The 23,243-nt window shown below is 69.1% G+C and carries 19 protein-coding genes; 13 read left to right on the forward strand and 6 right to left on the reverse strand.

What is annotated here, in order from left to right; translation table 11 throughout:
• The first annotated feature begins 10 nt into the window (after nt 1–10).
• Nucleotides 11–2,215 carry a methionine--tRNA ligase gene (gene metG, locus ACNS88_RS08355; protein WP_435095722.1) on the forward strand — a complete coding sequence of 735 codons (2,205 nt, stop codon included), beginning with the start codon at nt 11–13 and terminating at the stop codon, nt 2,213–2,215.
• Nucleotides 2,216–2,623: 408 nt separating this feature from the next.
• Here the strand turns inward: metG and ACNS88_RS08360 are convergent, their stop codons facing one another.
• The gene (locus ACNS88_RS08360; protein ID WP_435095725.1) at nt 2,624–3,043 is read right to left on the reverse strand and encodes a VOC family protein; all 420 of its coding nucleotides are present in this window, start codon (nt 3,041–3,043) and stop codon (nt 2,624–2,626) included.
• Between the two features lie 512 nt (nt 3,044–3,555).
• On the opposite strand from ACNS88_RS08360, the gene ACNS88_RS08365 reads away from it, so the two are divergent.
• The 3 genes from ACNS88_RS08365 (at nt 3,556) to ACNS88_RS08375 (ending at nt 6,701) form a co-directional block, all read left to right on the forward strand.
• On the forward strand, nt 3,556–4,800 hold the full coding sequence (locus ACNS88_RS08365) for an MFS transporter (protein WP_435095728.1): 1,245 nt from the start codon (nt 3,556–3,558) through the stop codon (nt 4,798–4,800).
• A 54-nt stretch (nt 4,801–4,854) separates the two neighbouring features.
• Nucleotides 4,855–5,541 carry a 2,5-diamino-6-(ribosylamino)-4(3H)-pyrimidinone 5'-phosphate reductase gene (locus tag ACNS88_RS08370; RefSeq protein WP_435095731.1) on the forward strand — a complete coding sequence of 229 codons (687 nt, stop codon included), beginning with the start codon at nt 4,855–4,857 and terminating at the stop codon, nt 5,539–5,541.
• 236 nt (nt 5,542–5,777) lie between these two features.
• A complete protein-coding gene (locus tag ACNS88_RS08375) occupies nt 5,778–6,701 on the forward strand; it encodes a coiled-coil protein (RefSeq protein WP_435095734.1) in 924 nt (307 codons plus the stop codon).
• Between the two features lie 138 nt (nt 6,702–6,839).
• On the opposite strand, the gene ACNS88_RS08380 is transcribed toward ACNS88_RS08375, so the two are convergent.
• A complete protein-coding gene (locus tag ACNS88_RS08380) occupies nt 6,840–8,387 on the reverse strand; it encodes a uracil-xanthine permease family protein (protein WP_435095737.1) in 1,548 nt (515 codons plus the stop codon).
• Nucleotides 8,388–8,547: 160 nt separating this feature from the next.
• Between ACNS88_RS08380 and sppA the strand changes: the two genes are divergently transcribed.
• The 3 genes from sppA (at nt 8,548) to ACNS88_RS08395 (ending at nt 11,605) form a co-directional block, all read left to right on the forward strand.
• A complete protein-coding gene (sppA, locus tag ACNS88_RS08385) occupies nt 8,548–9,483 on the forward strand; it encodes a signal peptide peptidase SppA (RefSeq protein WP_435095740.1) in 936 nt (311 codons plus the stop codon).
• 84 nt (nt 9,484–9,567) lie between these two features.
• A complete protein-coding gene (locus tag ACNS88_RS08390) occupies nt 9,568–10,707 on the forward strand; it encodes a DUF373 family protein (RefSeq protein WP_435095743.1) in 1,140 nt (379 codons plus the stop codon).
• Nucleotides 10,708–10,780: 73 nt separating this feature from the next.
• A complete protein-coding gene (locus ACNS88_RS08395) occupies nt 10,781–11,605 on the forward strand; it encodes a shikimate dehydrogenase (RefSeq protein WP_435095746.1) in 825 nt (274 codons plus the stop codon).
• Nucleotides 11,606–11,618: 13 nt separating this feature from the next.
• Here the strand turns inward: ACNS88_RS08395 and ACNS88_RS08400 are convergent, their stop codons facing one another.
• Complete coding sequence (locus ACNS88_RS08400; protein ID WP_435095749.1) at nt 11,619–12,077, reverse strand: transporter; 459 nt, start codon at nt 12,075–12,077, stop codon at nt 11,619–11,621.
• A 140-nt stretch (nt 12,078–12,217) separates the two neighbouring features.
• On the opposite strand from ACNS88_RS08400, the gene ACNS88_RS08405 reads away from it, so the two are divergent.
• The 4 genes from ACNS88_RS08405 (at nt 12,218) to ACNS88_RS08420 (ending at nt 16,225) form a co-directional block, all read left to right on the forward strand.
• Entirely contained in the window at nt 12,218–12,823 is a 606-nt protein-coding gene (locus ACNS88_RS08405) for a helix-hairpin-helix domain-containing protein (RefSeq protein ID WP_435095752.1), read from the forward strand.
• Nucleotides 12,824–12,919: 96 nt separating this feature from the next.
• On the forward strand, nt 12,920–14,668 hold the full coding sequence (locus tag ACNS88_RS08410) for an anthranilate synthase component I family protein (protein WP_435095755.1): 1,749 nt from the start codon (nt 12,920–12,922) through the stop codon (nt 14,666–14,668).
• A complete protein-coding gene (locus ACNS88_RS08415) occupies nt 14,665–15,291 on the forward strand; it encodes an anthranilate synthase component II (RefSeq protein WP_435095758.1) in 627 nt (208 codons plus the stop codon). Before ACNS88_RS08410 ends, ACNS88_RS08415 begins: the two co-directional genes overlap by 4 nt.
• Nucleotides 15,284–16,225 carry an aminotransferase class IV gene (locus ACNS88_RS08420; protein WP_435095761.1) on the forward strand — a complete coding sequence of 314 codons (942 nt, stop codon included), beginning with the start codon at nt 15,284–15,286 and terminating at the stop codon, nt 16,223–16,225. The genes ACNS88_RS08415 and ACNS88_RS08420 overlap by 8 nt, the downstream gene beginning before the upstream one ends.
• A 405-nt stretch (nt 16,226–16,630) precedes the next feature.
• Here the strand turns inward: ACNS88_RS08420 and kdgK1 are convergent, their stop codons facing one another.
• From kdgK1 to ACNS88_RS08435, 3 genes are all read right to left on the reverse strand, one after another.
• Nucleotides 16,631–17,596 (reverse strand): bifunctional 2-dehydro-3-deoxygluconokinase/2-dehydro-3-deoxygalactonokinase, encoded by a 966-nt coding sequence (gene kdgK1, locus ACNS88_RS08425; protein WP_435095764.1) that lies wholly within the window; start codon nt 17,594–17,596, stop codon nt 16,631–16,633.
• A 167-nt stretch (nt 17,597–17,763) separates the two neighbouring features.
• Entirely contained in the window at nt 17,764–18,810 is a 1,047-nt protein-coding gene (locus tag ACNS88_RS08430; protein ID WP_435095767.1) for an MBL fold metallo-hydrolase, read from the reverse strand.
• A 94-nt stretch (nt 18,811–18,904) separates the two neighbouring features.
• Nucleotides 18,905–19,930, reverse strand: a complete 1,026-nt coding sequence (locus ACNS88_RS08435; protein ID WP_435095770.1) for a two-component system sensor histidine kinase NtrB — start codon at nt 19,928–19,930, stop codon at nt 18,905–18,907.
• A 168-nt stretch (nt 19,931–20,098) separates the two neighbouring features.
• Between ACNS88_RS08435 and ACNS88_RS08440 the strand changes: the two genes are divergently transcribed.
• Both ACNS88_RS08440 and purL read left to right on the forward strand, forming a co-directional pair.
• Nucleotides 20,099–20,476: a hypothetical protein gene (locus ACNS88_RS08440; RefSeq protein WP_435095773.1), complete on the forward strand. Its 378-nt coding sequence runs from the start codon at nt 20,099–20,101 to the stop codon at nt 20,474–20,476.
• A gap of 480 nt (nt 20,477–20,956) precedes the next feature.
• Nucleotides 20,957–23,242, forward strand: coding sequence for a phosphoribosylformylglycinamidine synthase subunit PurL (gene purL, locus ACNS88_RS08445; RefSeq protein ID WP_435095776.1), 2,286 nt, complete (start codon nt 20,957–20,959; stop codon nt 23,240–23,242).
• Nucleotide 23,243 lies beyond the last annotated feature (1 nt).

Here is a 23,243-nt window from a genome sequence, read left to right on the forward strand (position 1 = left end):
CACACACCACATGAGCCACGACGACTTCCCCACGGACGACCCGGCGGTGGTGACCTGTGGACTGCCGTACGCCAACGGCGATCTCCACATCGGCCACCTCCGAACCTACGTCGGCGGCGACGTGTACAGCCGCGCGCTCGAACGACTCGGTCAGGAGACCGCGTTCGTCTCCGGCTCGGACATGCACGGCACCCCCGTCGCGGTCAACGCCGAGCAGGAAGGGGTCTCCCCCGAGCGGTTCGCGCTCGACTGGCACGAGCAGTACGCCGCGACGTTCCCGAAGTTCAACGTCGAGTTCGACAACTACGGCCACACCCACGACGAGACGAACACGGCGGTCACACAAGAGCTCGTCCGCGACCTCGACGAGGCGGGCCACCTCTACGAGAAGGCGATCATGGTCGCGTACGACCCTGTCGACGACCAGTTCCTTCCGGACCGGTACGTCGAGGGGACCTGCCCGTACTGCGGCGCGCACGCCCGCGGCGACGAGTGCGACGAGGGCTGTCAGCGCCACCTCGAACCCGGCGAGATCGAAGACCCGGAGTCGACGATCACCGGCAACCCCGCGGAGTACCGCGAGCGCACCCACAAGTTCTTCGAGGTCTCCGAGTTCTCCGAGTACCTCTCCGAGTTCCTCGACCGGCTCGAGGGCACCTCGAACGCCCGGAATCAGCCCCGCGAGTGGATCGAGCAGGGGCTCCAGGACTGGTGTATCACCCGCGATATGGACTGGGGGATCGACATGCCGGGCGGCGAGGCGACGGAGTCGCCTCGGGAAGGCGGCGAAGCCGCCGACCCGCAGGACCTCGTCTTATACGTCTGGGTCGACGCCCCGATCGAGTACATTTCCTCGACGAAGCAGTACTCCGAGCGCGTCGGCGCGGAGACGTTCGACTGGGAGGCCGCGTGGAAGGAGGGCGCGAGCGACGCGCATCCCGAGGGCGGCGAGATCGTCCACGTGATCGGTCGCGACATTATTCAGCATCACACGATCTTCTGGCCCGCGATGTTAGAGGCGACGGCCCACACCGAGCCGCGCGCGGTGATGGCGAGCGGCTTCGTCACCCTGGGCGGCAAGGGCTTTTCCACGAGTCGAGATCGGGCGGTCTGGGCCGACGAGTACCTCGACGAGGGGTTCCATCCCGACCCGCTGCGCTACTACCTCGCGACCAACGGCGGGTTCCAGCAGGACGTGGACTTCTCGTGGGAGAAGTTTCGCGACCGCGTCAACACCGAGCTTGTGGGGACCGTCGGCAACTTCCTCTACCGCTCCCTCCTCTTCGCCCACCGCAACTACGACGACGCGCCCATCGCAGACGCGACGAGCGACGAGGTGGCTGCGCGGATCGACGAGGCGGTCGCCGACTTCGAGGCCGCCGTCAACGACTACTCCGTGCGCGCGGTCGGCGACGCCGTCACCGACCTCGCGCGATACGGCAACGAGTACATCCAGCGCAGCGAGCCGTGGAAGCTCGTCGACGACGAGCCCGCGGAAGCGGCGCAGGTCATTCACGACTGCGTCGCGATCGCGAAGGCGATCGCGGTCCTGTTCGAGCCCATCGCCCCCGAGAAGACCGAACGGCTCTGGGACCAGCTCGGCGAGGACGGCTCGGTCCACGCGGTCACCGTCGAAGCGGCCCGCGAGGGCCCCACGGGCGACCTCGCGGAGCCGACGGAGCTGTTCGAGCAGATCGAAGACGAGCGCGTCGAGGCGCTCAACGAGAAGCTGGAGGCGCGCGTCGCCGAGGCGGAGGACAGCGGGGAGGCGGACGAAAGCGACGGCGACGACGAGAGTGCGGACAGCGACGACGAGAACGACACCACCGACGACACTGACGACGACACAGACACGACTGCCGAACCCGACATGACCGACATCGAACCCCTCAGCGACGACCGCATCAGCTTCGACGACTTCCAGGAACTCGACATCCGGATCGGCCGGATCGAGGACGCCGAGGGCATCGAGGGCGCCGACGACCTCCTGAAGCTCCGCGTCGACCTCGGCGCCGAGACCCGGACGATCGTCGCCGGGCTCAAGCAGCTCCACGACGTCGATGACCTGCCCGACACGAAGGTCGTCGTGCTCGCGAACATGGAGAAAGCGGAGCTGTTCGGCGTCGAGTCGAACGGCATGGTGCTCGCGGCCGGCGAGGAGGCCGACCTCCTCACGACCTACGAGGACGCCGGGCCGGGAACGAAGGTGAAGTAAGGCGAAAGCGCGGGCGACGGCGCCGGGCCGTTCAGCATCTTTCGAGGCGGAGCCCCCGGCCTCAAGGAGCGAGGGCTTCCGACTGGTCGGAAGCACAAAGCGAGTAGGCCGGGGAGGAAGCCGACATGATGGGGAACGGACAATGTGGCTTCTGCCATCTGACTCGCTATCCGATACACTTTTTTTTGGTGACTGCCGTACCAATACCTAGTGATATCGTCGCACACGTCGCCGGTATCACGGGCCGCAGTAGCCCGGCCCCAGAATGGTGGGGATGCCGACCCCGAAGGTCGTTCGGTACGGGCGAGGAACGACCTTCCTCCCCGGCGACAACAAAAGGCGAGTCCCACATCAAAGCCCCTCCCTCAACGAGCGAGGTCGAAAGACTGAGCGAAGTAGGGGGGTCGGTTACGCGTCCAGCACTTCGATCAGGTTCCCCTCCGGGTCCCTGACGAACAGGATCGTCGTGCCGCTCTCGGTCGTTCGCGGCGGGCTCAACGTCTCCACGCCGTCGTCGAGGTCGGCGTAGAACGCCTCCACGTCGTCGACGGACAGGCCGAGGTGGGTCGCGCCGGGGCGGTTCAGTTCGGGGGCCTCGTTCGCGTCGCCGGCGGGGTCGTACGCGACGAGTTCGATGATCACTTCGTTGCCGTCGAGGTGCGCGAACTCGGCCGACCCGTCCTCGACGGCGACCGCCTCGGCGAAGGCGTCGCCGCCGACCGAGAACTCGGCCAGGAGATCGAGGTCGAACGTCTCGGTGTAGAAGCCGGCGGCGCGGTCGAGGTCGGCGACGGTGATCCCGACGTGGTGTGCGGTTGGATCGGACACGGTCCGTGGATCGCCGGTGGGCGAGAAAACGGTGTCGACCTCATAACTGAGTGACTTATAAACGGCTGGTGACGGCCTGTCGCTGAACACTTCCAAAGCCCCAGCCGCTCGCTTATAAGCGGTTGAAACTGGAGCGACGGTGAACACTTCCAAAGCCCCAGCCGCGACGACTCGCGCGACTCGCTGCGCTCCCCACTCAGTCGCTCACGCTGTTCGCTCCCTCGTTGCGGTGCTTGCGTCGCCGAGCTTCGTCCTCGCGGCTGCCCCTTTGAGTCCCACCCCGCACCGCAACCGCACCTCACGCCTCCCCAGCCTCGTCAGTCGTCCTCCGCGTTGCTTCGGACGACTGACTCCCTCGCGCGTGCACCTCGCGCCCTTCGGGCGCTCGGCGGCACGCGCCACCGCATTCCGATTTATAAATCGTCGCCGTCGCGGAAAACTCCTCGATCGATAACCGGCACCATCCGACCGGTTCCGGCCCTTTATAACCGTGACTCAGGTATCCACGAGCGATGAACTTCGGTCGGATCAGGGAGTACGACGTGCTCGTTCTCACGTCCCTGATCTGGTTTCTCGGGAAGTTCGTACGGTACGCGTTCCCGCCGCTGTTCGAGCCCCTGCAAGCGAGCTACGGGGTGAGTAATGCGGCCGTTGGCGCGGCGTTCTCGGGCTTCATGGCCGTCTACGCCCTCCTGCAGTTCCCGAGCGGAGCGCTCGCCGACCGCGTCGGGGCCGTTCGGGTGATCGCGGCGGGGGCGGTCGTGGCGGGCGTCGGCTCCTTCGCGCTGCTCTTCGACACCCCCTTCGCGGTGCTGGCGGGAGCGATGCTGGTGCTCGGAGCGGGAACGGGCGCCCACAAAACGGTCGCAATACGACTGCTCTCGCGGGTGTACCCGGTCCGGACCGGGCGCGCGCTCGGCGCCCACGACACCGTCGGCGCGCTCGGCGGGATGGGGGCGCCGGCGGCGGTCACCCTCTTCGTCGCCGCGCCGCCCGCGCTCGCCGCCCTCCTCTCGCGGCTCCCGGGCGCAGACTGGCGCGGCCTGTTCGTCGTCACGGGCGTCGTCGCGCTCGCGATGGCGGTGGTCTTCTTTCTCCACGTTCCGGGACAGCTCTCTGCCGACGCCGACCGCGGCCCGGAGCGAGAGGGACCGGAGCCGGGGCCGCGTGAGTACTTGGTGCTGTTCGAGGACCGCCGGATCGCGGCGTTCGTACTCGTGACGATCGCCTTCTCGTTCGCGTACAACGGGGCCGTCGCCTTCTTCCCGCTGTACCTCTCGCAGGCCGCCGGGCTGTCGACCGCGACCGCGAACCTGCTGTACTCCGCGCTGTTCGCGGTCACCTTCGTCCAGCTCGTCTCCGGCGACCTCTCCGACCGACTCGGTCGCTTCCCCGTGATGGTCGCTGCGCTCGCGCTCGCGGCCGCGGCCCTCGTCGGCGCCGTCGCCCTCGCAAGAGCGGAGACAGGAGCGGGAGCGGGACCGATCGTCCTCGGGGTCCTCGTCGTCGCGTTCGGCCTCGGATCGCACGGGTTCCGCCCCGTTCGAGGCGCGTTCCTGGTCGAGGCGCTCCCCGACCGACTCGCCGGCGGCGGGCTCGGCGTGGTCCGCACCCTGCTGATGGGCGCCGGCGCGCTCGCCCCCGCGACCGTGGGCGCCGTCGCCGACGTCTCCGGGTTCCGGCCCGCGTTTGGGCTGCTCGCCGGGGCGCTCGCGCTCGCGGCGATTGTGGCGGCGGGGCTGTGGGCGACTGAGTGAGGGGCGGGCTCCAGCGACCGAAACGACCATTCCCCACCCGCGTGACCCTCGCGTATGCACGTCGTCGTCAACGCGGCCCAGAGCGCCGACGGGAAGCTCGCGACGCGCCGCCGGGAACAGCTCCGGATCTCGGGGTCGGAAGACTTCGACCGCGTCGATCGTATCAGGGCGGCCGCGGACGCGGTGTTGGTCGGGGTCGGGACCGTTCTCGCGGACGACCCACACCTTACGCTCGACGAGGAGGACCGGCGCGTCGAACGCCTCCGGAACGGTCGTCCCGGCAACCCCGCCCGCGTCGTCGTCGATTCGACCGGGCGGACGCCGACCGACGCCCGGATCCTCGACGACGCGGCGACGACCTACCTGCTCGTCTCTCCGGCGACGCCGTTCGAGCGCCGCGAAGCCCTCGGCGATGCCGGCGCCGAGGTCGTCGTGGTCGAGAGCGGGGACGACAGCGACGACGACCACGTCGACCTCGCGGCGGGAATCGACGCGCTGGCGGAGCGGGGCGTTGACCGGCTGATGGTCGAGGGCGGCGGCGAGATCATCTACTCGTGTTTCGAGGCCGGCGTGGTCGACGAGCTCCACGCCTACGTGGGCTCGATGGTGATCGGCGGCCGTGACGCCCCAACCCTCGCCGACGGCGAGGGGTTCACCGAGTCGTTCCCGCGGCTCGACCTGGTCGGTACCGAACGACTCGACGACGGGATCGTGCTCTCGTACGAGATTGCAGAAGGCTGATATATATTACTTGGTATGTGATCAGTAACCACGGATCCGCGGGTATACGCTCCATGCTACCGGTTTCCACCCGAACCACCGAAGTGTTTATATATCGGCCCGCGGTAGTATTTGATACCAGAACGCCTCCGGCGCTGGTGGGATCGCACGCTGAAATGAACGGGAGCTCTTATGTACGGCTTGACGCACGACAGCGAGCGCTCGCCATCCCCGGAGCGGTGATGGAGAGATAAAAAATGGTAACGAAAGAAGAAGTCATCGAACAGTACGAGATCGAGGCGATGGACGAGGCGGACAACGTGGACCTTTCTGAGGACGACCTTGACAACGGGTCGAAGGGTCAGCTCATCAAACGCGCCGGGCAGCTGCGCGACCGACGGAACGAGCTGAATCAGATGGCCTCCGAGCGCGCCTCCAAACGCGACGACCTCAACGCGAAGACGCGCGAGAAGGTCGACGAGGCACAGGAACACCGCGAGAACCGCGACGAGCTCAACGAGCAGGTCCAAGAGCACAAGGACAAGCGCAACGAGCTCAACGCCGACGCCAACGAGCTGTTCGACGAGGTCGAGGATCTCAAACAGGACATGGAGCTCGGCTCTGGCAAGTCCATCGAGGAGCTCAAAGAGGAGATCGAAGACCTCGAGTTCCGTCAGCAGACGGAGGTCCTCGACGCCGAGGACGAGCGCGAGCTCATCGAGAAGATCGACGAGAAACGCGAGAAGCTCGCCGAAAAGAAGGAGAAGGTCGACGACACGAGCGAGCTCGACGACCTCGTCGAGGAGGCCGAGGAGGTCCGCTCCGAGGCGTCCCAGCACCACCAGAAGGTGACGGAACTCGCCGACAAGGCCCAGGAACATCACAACAACATGATCGAGGCCTACCGCGAGGCCGACGACATCCGCGACGAGGCCGACGAGATGCACGACCTGTTCGTCGAGGCCCAAGAGGCCGCCGACCAGCACCACGAGGACTTCGTCCGCGTCCAGAAGCGCCTGCGCGAACTCGACAAGGAAGAGGAGAAGGAGCGCAAAGACGAGCGCGCCGAGAAGCGCGAGGAAGAGAAGGAAGAGGCCGAGGAGATCTACCAGAAGTTCAAGGAGGGCGAGACGCTCGACACCGAGGACCTGATGAAGCTCCAGAAGACCGGTCTGCTGTAGTTCGGTCGAAGCGACGTTTCTGCGGTTTTTCCGCGAGGCGCCCAGCATCGGCTCCGCGGGTCACGTTCAGACGCGCTAGCTGCGCACCGTGAGCGGGTCGTCTCGGGCTTCGTTCGAGTGAATCTCCTTAAAAAGCGATCAGTCGGTGCGGGTCGTCTCCTCTTCGGAAACGAACCGATCGTACGCGGACGTGAAATCCGCGTCCGCTTCGGTCGCGTCCTCCCACGCGGTGAGTCCGCGTTCCGCAGCCGTTCCCGCGATCGAGTTGTCGAGGAGAAACGCGATAAGTCCCCCGACGGCCATGCCCGTCGATCCGATGACGTAGATCGTGTTCGCGACGACATCTGCACCGAGGAGGGGACCGAGCAGGAAGCTGTCGGCGAGTCCCTGTTGGAAGGCGGTCGCGCTCCCGACGCTTCGGAGATACTCCGGGATGGCCAGCCCGGAGAAGAGCGCGATCCCGATGATGAAGATGTTGCGCGACGAGTCGAGATCGACGTATTTGAGATTCGAGAGGCCGACGCCGACGATCTGGGCGAACATGGCGATGTAGAGACCGCCGATAATCGGACTGGGAATCGTGGCGACGAGCCGGCCGAAATAGCCGACGAACCCGACGAGAATCATGAGCGCGGCGCCGATCTGGACGACGTAGCGTGAGGCCACACCGGTGAGACCGATCGCACCGATGTTCTCGGAGTACGAGGTCGACCCGCCAGTACCCATCACGCCGGAGAAGACGTTCATGAGACCCTCCATGCCGATGCCGTGAGTCATCCGTTCGCTGCTCGGCGCACCCATGCCGGAGAGGCGAGCGACGGCGTGATAATCGCCGATAGACTCGACGATCGAGGCGGCGACACCGGCGAGCATCCCGATGACGAACGCAGGCGTAACACTTGGAACACCCCACTGAAGCGGATATATGAGATGGACCGGTTCGGCCGCGGCGACGCTCGCCAGATCGATGTAGCCGGGTGTGCCCGGTTCGAAGACGCCGAAGACCGACAGGGCCGCGGCGAGGATCCACGCGACGACGATACCGAGGAGGACCGGAAACAGCTGAAAGATCTGCGATTTCTCCCCGAGGTACTGCGAAAACAAAACGATGGTGACCAGCGTCAGACCGACGAGCCACCAGTTCTGATTCGTTGTCGTGATATCGGGCGCGTTGAACAGTGACAGGCCGATAAGCACGATGACCGGCACGATAACGACCGGTGAGAGGTGTTTTCGCAACCGTCCGACGAGTCCGAGATACCCGATCGCGACCTCGGCGAGCGCGGCGACGATGATCGCGCCTTGCAGTTGTAGGAGCGCCGCCCGCCAGGCGACGATGCCCTCCGGGGGATTCGCCGTCACGACACCGATGACCGCCAGTGCAGGCGCGAGCATCGAGAACGGCGCTCCCTGTACGATCGGGTAGCGATTGCCGAACGTCGTCTGCGCGAGGGTCGCGATCCCCGAGACGACGAAGAACGTGCCGACGAACCGCGGAATGACCGAGTCCGGCATTCCCATCGCGCCGGCGAGAATAAGGGGGACGGCGATGTTCGCCCCCACCATCGTGAGATAGTGTTGCACGCCCAGAAGGAGTGATTTCCCGAGCGGTGGTTTGTCATCGATACCGTACTGAACGAACGTATTGTCGTCCTCGCTCCCTCCCATCCTTGTGACTTCCGTCATCACATGGTTACAAAAATTCACTCTTTGAGGCGTGGGGGCGAACGGCCCCCGGTCGCAACATGGCGGACCGGCGTTGCGACACGTCGGTGTGCGACCTGGCTCGCGGCGACTCGCGCGTCTCCGACCGCACTTATAAACGGCCACACGCCTAATCGGTGGCATGGAACGCAACCCCCGCTCGAACGGGACGAATCTTCTCGCGGCTGCGGTGATCGGCGCGACGGCGACGCTGGCCGGCAAGCAACTTCTCTCCCGACTCACCCGCGGTCGGTTCGGCGAGTCCGAGGAGTACAACGCGGCGAAGGTGACTGTCTCGGGGCCGATCACCCGCGACACCGGTCGCCCGTCTCCGCTCTCGAGGCCGGGCGGGGCGACCGCGGACGACGTGGTCGAGCAGATCGAGGCGGCCGACGAGGACGAGGACGTCGAGGCGCTCGTCGTCGAGCTCAACACCCCGGGCGGCGAGGTGCTTCCGAGCGACGACATCCGGCGCGCGGCGGCCGACTTCGACGGTCCCACGCTCGCGTACGCCACCGACACCTGCGCGTCCGGCGGCTACTGGATCGCGAGCGGCTGCGACGAGCTGTGGGCGCGCGACGCGAGCCTCGTGGGCTCCATCGGCGTCGTCGGCTCCCGGCCGAACGCGGCCGGGCTGGCCGACAAGCTCGGGATCTCCTACGAGCAGTTCACCGCCGGCGAGTACAAAGACGCGGGCGTCCCGCTCCGAGATATCGAGGAGGACGAACGCGAGTACCTCCAGGGGATCATCGACGGCTACTACGAGCAGTTCGTCGAGACGGTCAGCGAGGGCCGAGACATGGACCCGGAGGCGATCCGAGAGACCGAGGCGCGGGTCTACCTCGGCAGCGACGCGGCCGAGATCGGGCTCGTCGACGAGCTCGGCACCGAAGACGACGTGGAGAACCGACTCGCGGAGCTGATCGACGCCGAGCCCGAGATCCGCGAGTTCACGCCCGAGCGGGGGATCGCGGAGCGGCTCGGAATCGGAGCCGAGCGCGTCGCGTTCGCGGCCGGGAACGGTGCCGCGAGCGTGTTCTCGACCGAGGGCGGCGACGTCGACGTCGAGCTGCGGTAGGCCGGTCGGTCCGGATCACCGGAACGGTCGCGTCGACCCCGGCCGACGGGGAGCTTTTTATCCGGGCGGATTGAGAGTTCAGATGTGACGACGCTGGTCATCTGTATCGACCGTTCCGGGGCGATCGGACGGGCTACCAACGTCCCGATGCCGGTCGCCGGCTGGGAGGCGGTCCGCTCGCTCGTCACGGACGCCGGACTGAGCGACCCGGAGGACGCCAGCGTCAACTGTCTGCTCGAATCGCTGCGGGTCGCCCGCGACCTCCGCGACGAGCGCGAGGAGGCGGTGGTCGCCGTGGTCTCCGCGGAGAGCGACACCGCGGTCGGCGCCGACCGTTCGATCGCCGCCCAGCTCGACGATCTCGTGGATCGCTACGACCCCCGCGCCGCGATCGTCGTCGTCGACTCCGCCGAGGACGAGCAGGTGCTTCCGATCGTCGAGTCGCGGATGCCGGTCGACTCCGTCGACCGCGTGGTGGTCCGGCAGGCCCGCGACATCGAGTCGACCTACTACCTGCTCAAGCAGTTCCTCGCCGACGAGCAGCTCCGGTCGACGATCCTCGTTCCGTTCGGGGTCGCGCTCCTCCTGGTGCCCGCGCTGTTCTACTGGTTCTCCGCCGGCGAGGCGATCGCGGGCGTCGCCGGGCTGCTCGGGGGCGCGCTCCTTTATAAGGGCCTCGCGATCGACCGGTTCGTCGCCGGGATGCCCGAACGAGTCCGCGAGGCGCTGTACGCCGGCCAAGTCTCGGTCGTGACGTACGTCGTCGCCGGGGGACTCGCGCTGGTCGGCGGCTTCTTCGGCGTGCTCTCCGCGTCGGATCTGGGCGATGCCCCGGCGCTGGTGGGGGCGGTCGAGTTCACCTACGCCGCCGTCCCGTGGTTCGCGGTCGCGGGCGTGACCGCGGCGGTCGGGCGACTGCTCGACGAGCTGATCCGCGACGAGGGGATTCGCACGCCGTACCTCAACCTGCCGTTCGTCATCGCCGCCGTCGCCTTGGTCGTCCGCGGATTCGCCGGCTATTTCCTCGCACAGGAGGCGATCATCGACCCGTTCGAGATGGGGGGCGTCGCCGTCAGTCCGGTCCAGCAGCTCACGGCGTTCATCGTCGGCGGCATCGTGGTTTCGCTCGTGGGGGTTAAACTCGCGAGCGACGTGGGCACGGAGACGCTGGAGGACGTGATCGACACGGACCGGAAGACGGACCAAGAGCGAGGCTCGGACTGACGTGGAGTGAGGCAGGGAGCAGCCGGATGAGACGACCGCGCTTCTTTAGTCGGTCGCGGCCGCGTAATCGGGTATGGACGTGTACGGACTGATCGGGCACCCGGTCGGTCACTCGCTGTCGCCGCCGATGCACGAGGCCGGCTACGGAACGCTCGGGATCGACGCGCGCTACCTGACGTTCGAGCCGGCCCCGGACGACGCCGTCGCGGCGATCGAAGGGGCCGGCGCGCTCGGCGTCTCCGGGCTCAACGTCACGGTTCCCTTTAAACAGGACGCGCTCGCGGCAGTCGACCCCGCCCCGCTCGCCGAGCGGATCGGCGCGGTCAACACGGTCGACTTCGCGCCGGTCCGCGAGGGCGACGCCGATCGCCCTCGAGGGCACAACACCGACGCTACGGGCGTGAAACGGGCGTTCGCCCACCATGGCATCGAACTCGACGGACGGGACGCGGTCGTCGTCGGGGCGGGCGGCGCGGGACGAGCGGCCGCGTTCGCGCTGGCCGACGCTGGCGCCGCGGTCCACGTCGCGAACCGCACCGCGGAGCGGGCGGTCGAGTTGGCCGAGGCGGTCCCCGGCGCGACCGGCGGCGGGCTCGACGACCTCGGCGATCGCGTCGCCGGCGCCGACGTGTTGGTCAACGCGACCAGCGTGGGGATGGACGAGCCGGAGGCGACGCCGGTCCCCGCCGACCACCTCCACGGGGACCTCGCCGTGCTCGACGCGGTGTACGCGCCGATCGAGACCCGGCTCCTTCGGGAGGCGGCCGCCGCGGGTGCGACGACGATCGACGGGGCGTGGATGCTGCTGTTTCAGGGGGTCGAGGCGTTCGAGATCTGGACCGGTGCCGACGCGCCGGTGGAGGCGATGAACGCGGCGCTGCGGGCGGAGTTGGAGTGACAGGGCGGAGTTCTCAGAGGACTGTCGGGCTCGCGAGCAGCCCCGCCGTAACAACGAGCGCCACGGAGAGCCCGGCGGCGCCGTAGAAGAAGGGCTTCGCGTCGCGGGCGGGCTCGCGGAGCTTCCCGGCGTCGAGTCCATCGGTCAGCCTCCCGCTCCCGGCCTCGACGAGGCCGGTGATCAGGAACCATAAGACGATCATCGTCACCACGAGGTGGCCGCGGGCGCTGCCGGTGAGCGACTCGACCGTGTAGAGGGTGCCGGCCATGTGGCCGCCGGTGGCGAGGAACGCGAGCGCGGCGATCCGGGTGATCCACCGGAGGCGCCCGACGATCGAGCCGAGGGCGCCGCGGTCGATCTCGCCGCGGAGCGCGGGCGGGAGCACGGCCAGCGCGACGAACAACACGCCGCCGGTCCACAGCACCGCGAAGCCGACGTGGACCGACCACATGACCGGGTTGAGAACGTTCATACCTTCAGTGCGCGCCAGCGATCCTTATAAACAGGCGAGACGCGATCCGCACGGATCGGCGACGGTCGGCGCCGGCGAGGAGCGGCGATCCGCCTCGACGGCGACGGCTTTTAAATATCCGACGTTCGTATCTGCCGTCGATGGCCCTACTGCAGAAGCTCAAAGAAAAACTCGGATTCGGGAGCGCCCCCGCCGAACGCGAGGAGACGGACCCGGAAGTGACCGTCGAGCGCGAGTCGCAACCAGAACCGGAGCCGGAGTCGGAGGTAGATCCGGAGCCGGACTCAGATCCGGAGCCCGTCTCGGAGCCGGATTCGGCGGACGCGTCCGACGACGAGGCCGCGGACGAGGAACCGGGCGAGGAGGAACTGGACGATGAGGAACCGGAGGACGAGCCGGTCGCCACCGAGACGGAGGCGGCCGCCTCGACAGAATCGCTGGTCGACGACGAGGCCGCCGAGGACCCGTCCGAAGCGGCCGAGCCGGCGGAGGCCGCGGGGATCGCGGAGGAGGAGGTCGCGGTCGAAGACGACGAGGAAGAGGTCGCGGTCGACGATAACGACGAGACGGGCGCAGACGTCGAGGAGCTCAAGGGCATCGGGCCGGCCTACGCGGAGCGCCTCGCCGAGATCGGGATCGAGACCGTCGCCGACCTCGCGGCCGCCGACGCCGAGGCTGTCGCCGAGGGGGCGAGCGTCGGGGAAAAGCGGGCCGCGACGTGGATCGACCGCGCCACCGAGTTCTGAGGTCCTCGACCGCGACTGTTTCTGAGCCGATCGACTGTGACCGTTCGTGAGTCTCCTGACCGCAACTGTTTCGTCCGCCCCGCCGAACCGGGAGGCATGCAGCGATCGGTACACACCGACCGGGACCGCTTCCGCGAGGTCGCCGCCGCGGCGCCCGCGGGCGCCCGCGTCCCGGTCGAGTGCCGGGTCACCGTCGACGACCCGTTTGCGGCCTACCGGCGCGCCCGCGACGGGGCGGGCGGGTTCTACTACGAGACCACCGGCGGCCAGACCGGCTGGGGCTATTTCGGCGTCGACCCGGTCGAGCGGCTCACCGTCTCCGGGAAGGCGGCAATCGCGTCGGAGGAAGGCGACTCCACCGGCGACTACCGGCGCCCGAGTCCCACCCTCGCGGCGCTGGAGGGGCTGACAGACGGCGAGGACCTCGCGCGCGGCGACTGCGAGGTTCCCTACCCGTGCGGCGCGTTCGGGTGGCTCTCGTACGACGTCGCCCGCGAGCTGGAGTCGTTTCCGGAGCCGGCGCCGGCGGGTCCCGGCGCGGTCGACGACCGGGGGCTCCCGCGGCTCCAGATCGGCGTCTTCGACCGCGTGGCGGCGTGGGAGTGTCCGGTTCCCGAAGACCCAACTGACTCCCTCACCCTGCGCGTGACCGCCTGCCCACGCGTTCCGGAGGGGCTCGACGACCCGAACGGCGATTCGGACGGTGATCCGGACGGTGATCCGGACGGTGATCCGGACGCCGACCGCGACGCGCTCGACGCGCTGTTCGACGAGGGCGTGTCGCGTGCGGGCGACCTGATCGACCGGATCGAGTCGGGCGATCCGGCGGTCGGGCCGGCCCCCGATCCGGACGCGTCGACGGCGACCTTCGAGAGCGACGTGGGCCGAGAGGGGTACGCGGAGGCGGTCCGTCGGGTGAAAGCGTCCGTCCGCGACGGCGACACCTTTCAGGCGAACGTCTCTCAGCGGCTGCGCGCGGCGGCGGCGGTCCACCCGGTCGAGGCGTACGACGCGCTCCGAGCGGTGAACCCGGCGCCCTACTCCGGACTGATCGAGTTCTCGCGGGAGCGGGGCGCGGACGGGGACGACGACAACGGCGACAGCGATGACGGCGCGGCCGGCGTCGACCTCGTGAGCGCGAGCCCGGAGCTACTCTTAGAGCGGGTTCCGGTCGAGGGCGCGACCGAGACGGACGCCGAGCGCGACGGGGACGACGCCGGTGCCCGCCTCGTCACGGAACCAATCGCCGGCACCCGCCCGCGAGGCGAGACGCCGTCGGCGGACGCCGACATGGAGGCGGAGCTGACCGGCGACGCGAAAGAGCGGGCGGAACACGCCATGCTCGTGGACTTGGAGCGGAACGACCTCGGGAAGGTCTCGCGGTTCGGCACGGTCGACGTGGCGGAGTACCGGCGCGTGGACCGGTACAGCGAGGTGATGCACCTCGTGAGCCTGATCGAGGGCGAGGCGCGTCCGCACGTGGGGCTCGCCGACGCGATCGCGGCCTGTTTCCCCGGCGGGACGATCACGGGCGCGCCCAAGCCCCGGACGATGGAGATCATCGACGAGCTGGAGGAGACGCGGCGCGGGCCCTACACCGGGTCGATGCTCGCCGCCGGCTTCGACGGGCGAGCGACGCTCAACATCGTCATCCGCACGCTGGTCCGGCGGGCGGCCGAGTACCACCTGCGCGTCGGCGCCGGGATCGTTCACGATTCCGAGCCCGACGCGGAGTACGAGGAGACGCTCGCGAAGGCGCGCGCGCTCGTGACCGCGGTCGACGAGGCGCTCGCCGCGGGCGGGATGGCGGTCGAAGCGACAAGCGGAGAGGGAGGTGAGCGATGACCGGAGTTGGCGGCGACGGCTGGCGCTCCGGCGCGGGCGACTCCGATGTCCGGATCCTCGTCGTCGACAACTACGACTCGTTCGCATACAACCTCGTCCAGTACGTCGGCGAGGTTGCCGGCGCGGTCGCGGTGCGGCGCAACGACGCGGTCGATGTCGAGGGGATCCGCGCGCTCAACCCCGACGGCGTCGTCATCTCTCCGGGACCGGGAACCCCCGCCGAGGCCGGGGTCTCGATCGACGCCTTCGCGCTGGACTGCCCCGTGTTCGGCGTCTGTCTCGGCCATCAGGCGCTGTGTGCGAGCCGCGGGAGCCGGGTCGGCCACGCGCCCGAGGTCGTCCACGGGAAGCCGTCGACGATCGCCCACGACGGCGAGGGCGTGTTCGCGGGGCTCCCCGACCGGCTCCGAGTCGGGCGGTACCACTCGCTGTGTGTCGAGCGCGAGGACCTCCCAGACGAGCTCGTCGAGACCGCGCGCACGGAGGGCGAGAGCGAGGTCGTGATGGGCGTGCGCCACCGCGAGAAGCCCCACGTCGGCGTGCAGTTCCACCCCGAGAGCATCCTGACGCCGCGGGGGAAGGCGATGGTGGCGAACTTCGTGGAGGTGTGCGAGGATGCGTGAGGATGGGGGCGGAGACGGTGCGGGCGGTGCGGACGAGGCGCTCCGGTACCACGTCGACGGCGAGATCGTGCCCGCGAGCGAGGCGACCGTCTCGGTCGAGGACCGCGGGTTTGCCTACGGCGACGCCGCCTTCGAGACCCTGCGCGCGTACGGCGGCAAGGTGTTCCGGTGGGACGACCACGCCGCGCGGCTCGCGGACACCTGCGAGACGCTCGGGCTCGATCACGGGCTCGCGGAGTCGGACCTGAAAGCCCGGATCGACGAGACGCTCGCCGCGAACGGCTTCCGGGACGCCTACGTGAAGTGTTCTCTCACCCGCGGGGTCCAGCCCGGCACGCTCGACCCCCAGCCCGAGGTCGATCCGACGGTCGTCGTGATCGCGAAGCCGCTCGCCCGCGGGGGCGTCGACTCGGCGCCGGTCCACGACGGCCCCGCCGCGCTCCAGACGACGAAGACCCGAAAGCCCTCCTCGCGGGCGCTTCCGGCCGACGCGAAGACGCACAACTACCTCAACGGGATCTTAGCGCGACTGGAGCTGCGCGTGACGGGCGCCGACGAGGCGCTGATGCTCGATCCCGATGGCAACGTCGCCGAGGGGGCGACCGCGAACGTCTTTTTCTCCGACGGCACCGCCCTCAAGACGCCCTCGCTCGACGGGCCGATCCTCCCGGGCGTGACGCGTCGGGCCGTGATCGAGATCGCGGAGGAAGAGGGGATCCCGGTCGAGGAGGGGACGTACGCGCCGGACGCGGTGCGCGAGGCCGACGAGGTGTTTCTGACTAACTCGACGTGGGAGATCCGGCCGGTCGAGACGGTGGACGGGTTGGATGTCGGTGGGGACGGCGAGGGGGTCGAGGGGCCGCTGACCGCGCTGCTCTCGCGGCTGTTCGATCGGCGCGTGGAGGAGCGGTACTACGACGGCGAGCGGTTATAGGGAGTTTCTGTGTGGGAGTTTGGAGTGAAGGCGGTTGGCGTCGATTATTTATAATTCGTTGTCGTCGACGGAGTAGCGGAGAACACCGCTAAAGCCCCAGCCGCTTGTTTATAAATGGTTGCTGACGGATCGACGGTGAAGGCCTCCAAAGCCCCAGCCGCGAGGACTCGATGCGCTCGCTGCGGTCCTCGGTCGCTCACTTCGGTCGCTCCCTCCGGTCCTTACGTCGCGCGTCTTCGTCCTCGCGGCTGCCCCTTTGAGTCCCACCCGACCGCAGCCGCACGGCAGCCTCACGCCTCCCCAGCCTCGTCGCTCACTTCGTTCGCGACTCCCTCGCGCGCGCTCCTCGTGGCCTGTCGGCCACTCGAAGGCACGCGCCACCGCACCGCTATTTATAAAGGGTCGCTACCGGTTGATCCCGCCCGCGCCGTCGACGACGCTCTCGACGTCGCCGGGCGTGATCACCGCGAGGTCGCCGTCGACGGTGCGTTTCAGGGCGGCGGCCGCGGCGGCCCACTCTAACGAGTCGGCCACGCTCCCCCCGTCGATGCGCTTCGCGAGGTAGCCGGCGACGAACGCGTCGCCGGTGCCGATCGCGTCGTAGGTGTCGGCCTCGAAGACGCCCTGCTCGTAGACCTCGCCGTTCCGGAGCGCGACGGCGCCCTCCGTGCCGCGCGTGACGACCACCGTCTCGAAGTCGAACTCCGAGGCGAGGCCGTGGGCGATCTCGACCGCGCCGCCCTCGCGGTCCAGCACCTCGTGGGCGTCCCGCCGGGGGACGAACAGGGTGTCGACGTGCGCGAAGAGGTCCTCGTAGGCGGCGCGGGCGGTTGCGGGGTCCCAGAGCTTCGCCCGGTAGTTGAGGTCGAACGAACGCGTCGTGCCGGCCTCGCCCGCAGTGCGGAGCAGGGCCGTCGTCGTCTCCGCGGCCCGGTCCGAAAGCGCGGGCGTGATCCCGGTCGTGTGGAAGTGCTCGGCCGACTCCAGCGCCCCGGTCGGCAGCTCCGCGGGCGTGACCGTCGTGATCGTGGCGTCGGCGCGGTCGTAGATCACGTTCGTCCCGCGCGGCTCCCCGCCGTGTTCGAGGTAGTACGTCCCGAGTCGGCTCGTCTCGGGGTCGGCCCACGACACCCCGATCCGGACGCCGTGGCTCCGGAGTTCGCCGACGATTCGGCGTCCGAGCGGCGACTCCGGGAGCTTCGAGAGCCAGACGGCGTCGGCGCCGAGCCGCGCGGCGCCGACCGCGACGTTGCTCTCCGCGCCGCCCGCCTGTACGCCGAGGGTCTCGGTGGTCTCCAGCCGCTCGCCGCGCGGCGGCGAGAGCCGGAGCATCGTCTCGCCGAACGTCACCAGATCCGTCACGCCGACCACCCCGTCGGGGCGGTCCTCGCCGTCCTCGCGGTCGTCGCAATCGTTGCGGTGTGCATACCGAAGCGTCGGCGAGGGAGTACAAAAGGACCCCCGATCGGCGGCGGTTGCGAGGACGGTGGGCCGTGGGGGGAACCGGCGGCGCGGCCCGAACCGCGCAGCGTGTCCGGCTACCCGTCCGACCCGTCGACCGCATCGTCCAGGGGCGTGGTGGGGAATAGCGCGTCGACGTCCGGTTCCGGTTCGACCAGCCGGTACGCAGTCCCGTCGGGCTCGACGACGCCGGCGTCCGCGAGGTGATCGAGGTGCGCGAACGCCTCACCGGGGCCGTGGAGGACGTGGATCCCCGAGAGGTCGCCGAACAGCGCGGTCGAGACCTCCCACGCGGTCGCGGCCCCCTCGTCTGCGAGGATGTCGAGCACCCGCCGAGTGCGATGCCGGTGGTGGTCGAGGATGGTGGCGGCCCGCAGACTCGGGTCGTCGATCCGCTCGCGGTGGCCGGGGTGGGCCGCGTCGAAGTCGCGGTCGACGATCCGCGCGAGGCTCTCGGCGTAGGCCGCGAGGGGCGCGTCGACCCGAACGTCCGCACCGCCGACGTTCGGGGTGTATCGCGGCAGGAGCGCGTCGCCGGAGAACAGCTCTTCGGTCGCGTCCGCGCCGTCGATCGGTTCGTGATCGGGAACGTCACGCGGGTCGAAGGCGAACCCCGTGAGCCCGGCGGTGTGACCCGGCAGGTGGACCGCTTCGAGGGCGACGCCGCCGGCGTCGATCGCGTCGCCCGCGCTAAACGTCGTCACGTCGGCGGGGTGTCCCCCGAGGTCGGTGCTCACCGCGTCGAAAAAGCCGGTTAGCCGCTCTCGGTCGGTCTCGGGCATCCCCCACCGATCGAACGTCTCGCGCTGGAGCTCGTGGTCGAGGAACAACGCCGTCTCGCTTCCGTCGACGAGCGGCGCGTCTGCCTCGTGAACGTACACGTTCGCGTCGCCAGCGGCCTGGATCTCGCCGGCCAGCCCCGCGTGATCGGGGTGCCAGTGAGTGAGGGCGATCGCGTCGATGTCGGCGAACGCGAGCCCGTACTCGGCGAGGCCGTCCTCCAACTCCTTGCGCACGTCCGGGAGCGCGACGCCGGTGTCGACGAGTGCGGTCGTCTCGCCGTCGAGCAGATACACGTCGTTTTCGCCCTCGAAGACGGTGTTTCCGAGCTGGATCCGTTTCACAGGGAACCGTCGTCGGGAGCCCTTTTGAGGGTTGCCACCGCGGAAATCGGGGCCGGGTGACGGACCGGGGGACGCCGATCCACTCCAGCGCGACTCACTCGAACACGTCGACCCCGGTGAACTCGAACCGGGTACCGCCGTCCGCGGCGTCGGTGACGCGTACGTCCCAGCCGTGAGCCGTCGCGACGGTCTGCACGATTTCGAGGCCGAATCCGGTGCCGCCGTCGCTCGTCGAAAACCCCGGATCGAACACCGCCTCGCGGTCGCTCTCGGGGATTCCGGGGCCATCGTCAGCGACGTAGAAGCCCTCGTCGACCTCGCCGATCGTCACCGTGACGTCGTCTCCCGCGTGCTCGATCGCGTTTCGCATGAGGTTCTCGAAGATCTGTCTGAGTCGGCTCCGATCTGCGCGGATCGTGCGATCGGACTCGACCCGAAGCGAGGCCGCTGCGGTCTCGACGCCGTCCCAGCACGTCTCAGCGAGGTCTCGGAGCGGAACCCACTCCGTCTCCTCGACGCCCTCGCCGTCGCGAGCGAGCGTCAGAAGGTCGTCGATAAGCGTCTCCATTCGCTCGTGGGCGTCGGCGACGGCGTCGAGGTGCTCGGAGTCGTGTTCCTCGCGGGCGAGCGCCAGCCGCCCCTGCGCGACGTTGAGGGGGTTCCGGAGGTCGTGCGAGACGATGCTCGCGAACGCTTCGAGCCGCTCGTTCTTGCGGCGGAGCGCCTCCTCGCGCTGCTCCCGCTCGCTGACATCTCGGATGACGCCGACGCGGTCCAGCTCGTCGCCCCCTTCGTCGGTTATATACTTAAAGCGCATCTCCACCGGAAACCGCTCCCCGTCTGCCGTGAGGAACTCGTACTCGACCGTACCGGTGTCACGGTCGCCCGCGTCCATCTCGCGGCGGACCCGTCTCGCCTGCTCTGCTGTCTCCTCCGTGACCCAGTCGTAGATGTTGGTCCCTCGCAGTTCCTCCCGGCTCACGCCCTTCATCTCGGCGTAGCGATCGTTGACGTATGCGATGGTCCCGTCGGGACGCACGGCGTAGACGGCGTCGTCGAGCGAGTCGAGAATCGTCTCGTACCGCCGTAACTCCTCGTCCCGAGGTGACCGTTCCGTCATAGCTCCTCTTGGACGGTCGTTTCAGTTGTTCCGTAATAAATGGGCCGTCGTGATCGTTGATTGTGAGGCCACTCTCGGTCGCTCGACTCGTGCCGAGCAGCCCTCGGAAGGAGCGCGGTTCCCGCCCGGATCCGGTGTGTTTTCGTCGCCCCGCGCCCTCGATCAGGCATGGAGTATCAACCGGGCGTATGCAACATCGGACCGGCCCAACAGCGACGGCGCCTCCTCCTCGGCGTCGGGTCGCTCCTGCTCGCGGTCGTCGCCGTCGGGGCGATCGCCGTGATGGAGTGGCCGCGCTGGACGCTGCTCGCCTCGCTGTTCCCGCTGTACGGCGCCGCGATGGGCTACTTCCAGTACCGCGAGCGGTTCTGCGTCGGCTTCGCCGGCGTCGGCGTCTTCGACGTCGGCGAAGGGACCAATCAGGTCCAAGACGCGGCTGCGCTCGAAGCCGACCGGCGGCGCGCGGTGCGGTTGAACGCGAAATCGCTGGCCGTCGGCGCGGTCGGAGCGGTTTTGATCTACGGCGTGTCGCTCGTGGTTTTATAAGTTGTTAGCGGGCGTGTCGTGAGTTCCGCTACGTACCCGATCGTTCGCTTATAAACAATCGCCGGGAGATCGACGGTGACCGCCTCCAAAGCCCCAGTCGCCGAGGGCGGCGCACGCTCGCTGTGCTCCTCACTCGGTCGCTACCGCTCCCTCGTTGCGGTGCTTACGTCGCCTGCGCCGCCCTCGGCGACTGCCCCTTTGAGTCCCACCCGCCCGCCAACCGCACAGCACCTCACGCCTCCCCAGCCTCGCCGCTCGCGCCCGATAGGCGCTCGCGGCGTCCAGCGAGGGACCGGAGGTCCCTCTGGCAGCCGGCGCGCAGCGCCGGCGACCTCGCGCATGCGACTCGCGGCCTGCAGCCGCTCGTCGGCACGCGCCACCGCACGGCACCGCGATCCGTGTCGTCTCCGCAGTCATCGCTAACCACACGAACGTGCACATGGAAAAGCATTAGAACCGGCTTGATAACCACGTAAGTGAATGAGTTTGTCCGAGCCGGACCACGAGCTCGTCGTCGCGGAGCTCGGCCGGGAGCCGACGGCGGCCGAGGCCGCGCTGTTCGAGAACCTCTGGAGCGAGCACTGCGCGTACCGCTCCTCGCGACCCCTGCTGTCGGTCTTCGAGAGCGAGGGCGACCAGGTCGTCGTCGGTCCCGGCGACGACGCCGCGGTCCTCGCGCTGCCCGAACCGGACGCCGCCGACGTTCCGGCCGCCGACCGCGACGCCGGCGACTACGGCGACCAGTACGTCACCTTCGGCGTCGAGAGCCACAACCACCCCTCCTACGTCGACCCGGTCGACGGGGCGGCGACGGGGGTCGGCGGGATCGTCCGCGACACCATGTCGATGGGCGCGTACCCGATCGCCCTCCTCGACTCGCTGTACTTCGGCGGCTTCGACCGCGAGCGCTCCCGCTACCTCTTCGAGGGCGTCGTCGAGGGGATCTCACACTACGGCAACTGCATCGGCGTCCCAACCGTCGGCGGCAGCGTCGCCTTCCACGACGGCTACGAGGGGAACCCCCTCGTCAACGTCGCCTGCGTCGGTCTCACCAACGAGGACCGGCTCGTGACCGCGACCGCGCAGGAGCCCGGGAACACCCTGATGCTCGTCGGCAACGGCACCGGGCGAGACGGCCTGGGCGGCGCCTCCTTCGCCTCGGAGGACCTCGCCGAGGACGCTGAGACCGAGGACCGCCCCGCGGTACAGGTGGGCGACCCCTACGCCGAGAAGCGGCTGATCGAGTGCAACGAGGCGCTCGTCGACGAGAATCTGGTCCAGTCCGCTCGCGACCTCGGTGCGGCTGGCCTCGGCGGCGCCTCCTCCGAGCTGGTCGCGAAGGGCGGGCTCGGCGCCCGACTCGACCTCGACAGCGTCCACCAGCGCGAGCCGAACATGAACGCGATGGAGATCCTGCTCGCCGAGAGCCAAGAGCGGATGTGCTACGAGGTCGCACCCGAGGACGTGGACCGCGTCGAGGCGCTCGCCGAGCGGTTCGACCTCGGCTGCTCCGTCATCGGCGAGGTGACCGACGGGAACTACGTCTGCGAGTTCGCGGGCGCCGGAGCCGGCGACGCGGACGATCCCGACGCCGAGTCCGAGGTCGTCGTCGACGTGGACGCGGAGTACCTCGCCGACGGCGCCCCGATGAACGATCTCGCGAGCGAGGCCCCGACCCAGCCGGACCGCGACCTCCCGGAGTCCGAGCCGCCCCTCCACGAAGCGGTCGAGTCGGTCGTGTCGTCTCCGTCGACCGCGAGCAAGCGCTGGGTGTACCGCCAGTACGACCACGAGGTCGGCGTCCGCACGGCGATGAAGCCCGGCGACGACGCCGCGATCATGGCGATCCGAGAGGCGGCGGGAGACGGCGAGGACAACACTGACGCCGACTCCGACCCCGGCCCCGAGGGCGTCGGCCTCGCGCTCTCTTCCGGGGCGAACCCGAACTGGACCGAGACCGCTCCCTACGAGGGCGCCCGTGCCATTGCCCTCGAGAACGCGACCAACCTCGCCGCGAAGGGCGCGGTCCCGCTGGCCGCGGTCGACTGCCTCAACGGCGGTAACCCGGAGAAGCCCGACGTGTACGGCGGGTTCAAAGGGATCGTCGACGGGCTCGCCGACGCCTGCGCCGACCTCGACACGCCGGTCGTCGGCGGCAACGTCTCGCTGTACAACGACAGTGTCGAGGGCCCGATTCCGCCGACCCCGACGCTCGCGCTGATCGGGACCCGGAGGGGATACGACGCGCCCCCTGCCGCGCTCGACGCCGACCACGCGAGCGACTCCGAGCTCCTGTTGGTCGGCGACGGCGGCGCTGACGGCGGCGCGCTCGGGGGCTCCGAGTACCTCGCGCGGGCCGGCGGGACGGACCGGTTCCCGGAGCTGCCGGATCCGGCGGGCGAGAATCTCGCCGATCGCGTCGCGTCGCTCGCGGCGGTCGCCCGTCACGAGTCGACGCTGGCGACCCACGACGTGAGCGACGGGGGGCTCGCGGTCGCGCTCGCGGAGCTGGTGACCGCCGACGCGGGCGCCGACGTGACCCTCCCCGACCGCGTCGCGGCCTTCGAGGAGACGCCGGGTCGCCTCGTCGTCCAGACGACTGACCCGGAAGCGGTCGCCGAGGCCGCGGGCGACCTCCCCGTCCTCCGGCTCGGCGACGTGACGACGGACGGGACGCTCTCGCTGTCGGTCGGCGACGACGCGGTCGCGTTTGACGCCGACGCGATCCGGGAGCTTCGCGGCGTCATTGAGCGCGAACTCGCCTGAG

Origin of the sequence: Halorubrum shenae (assembly GCF_051194165.1) — an archaeon.
Classification (GTDB): domain Archaea; phylum Halobacteriota; class Halobacteria; order Halobacteriales; family Haloferacaceae; genus Halorubrum.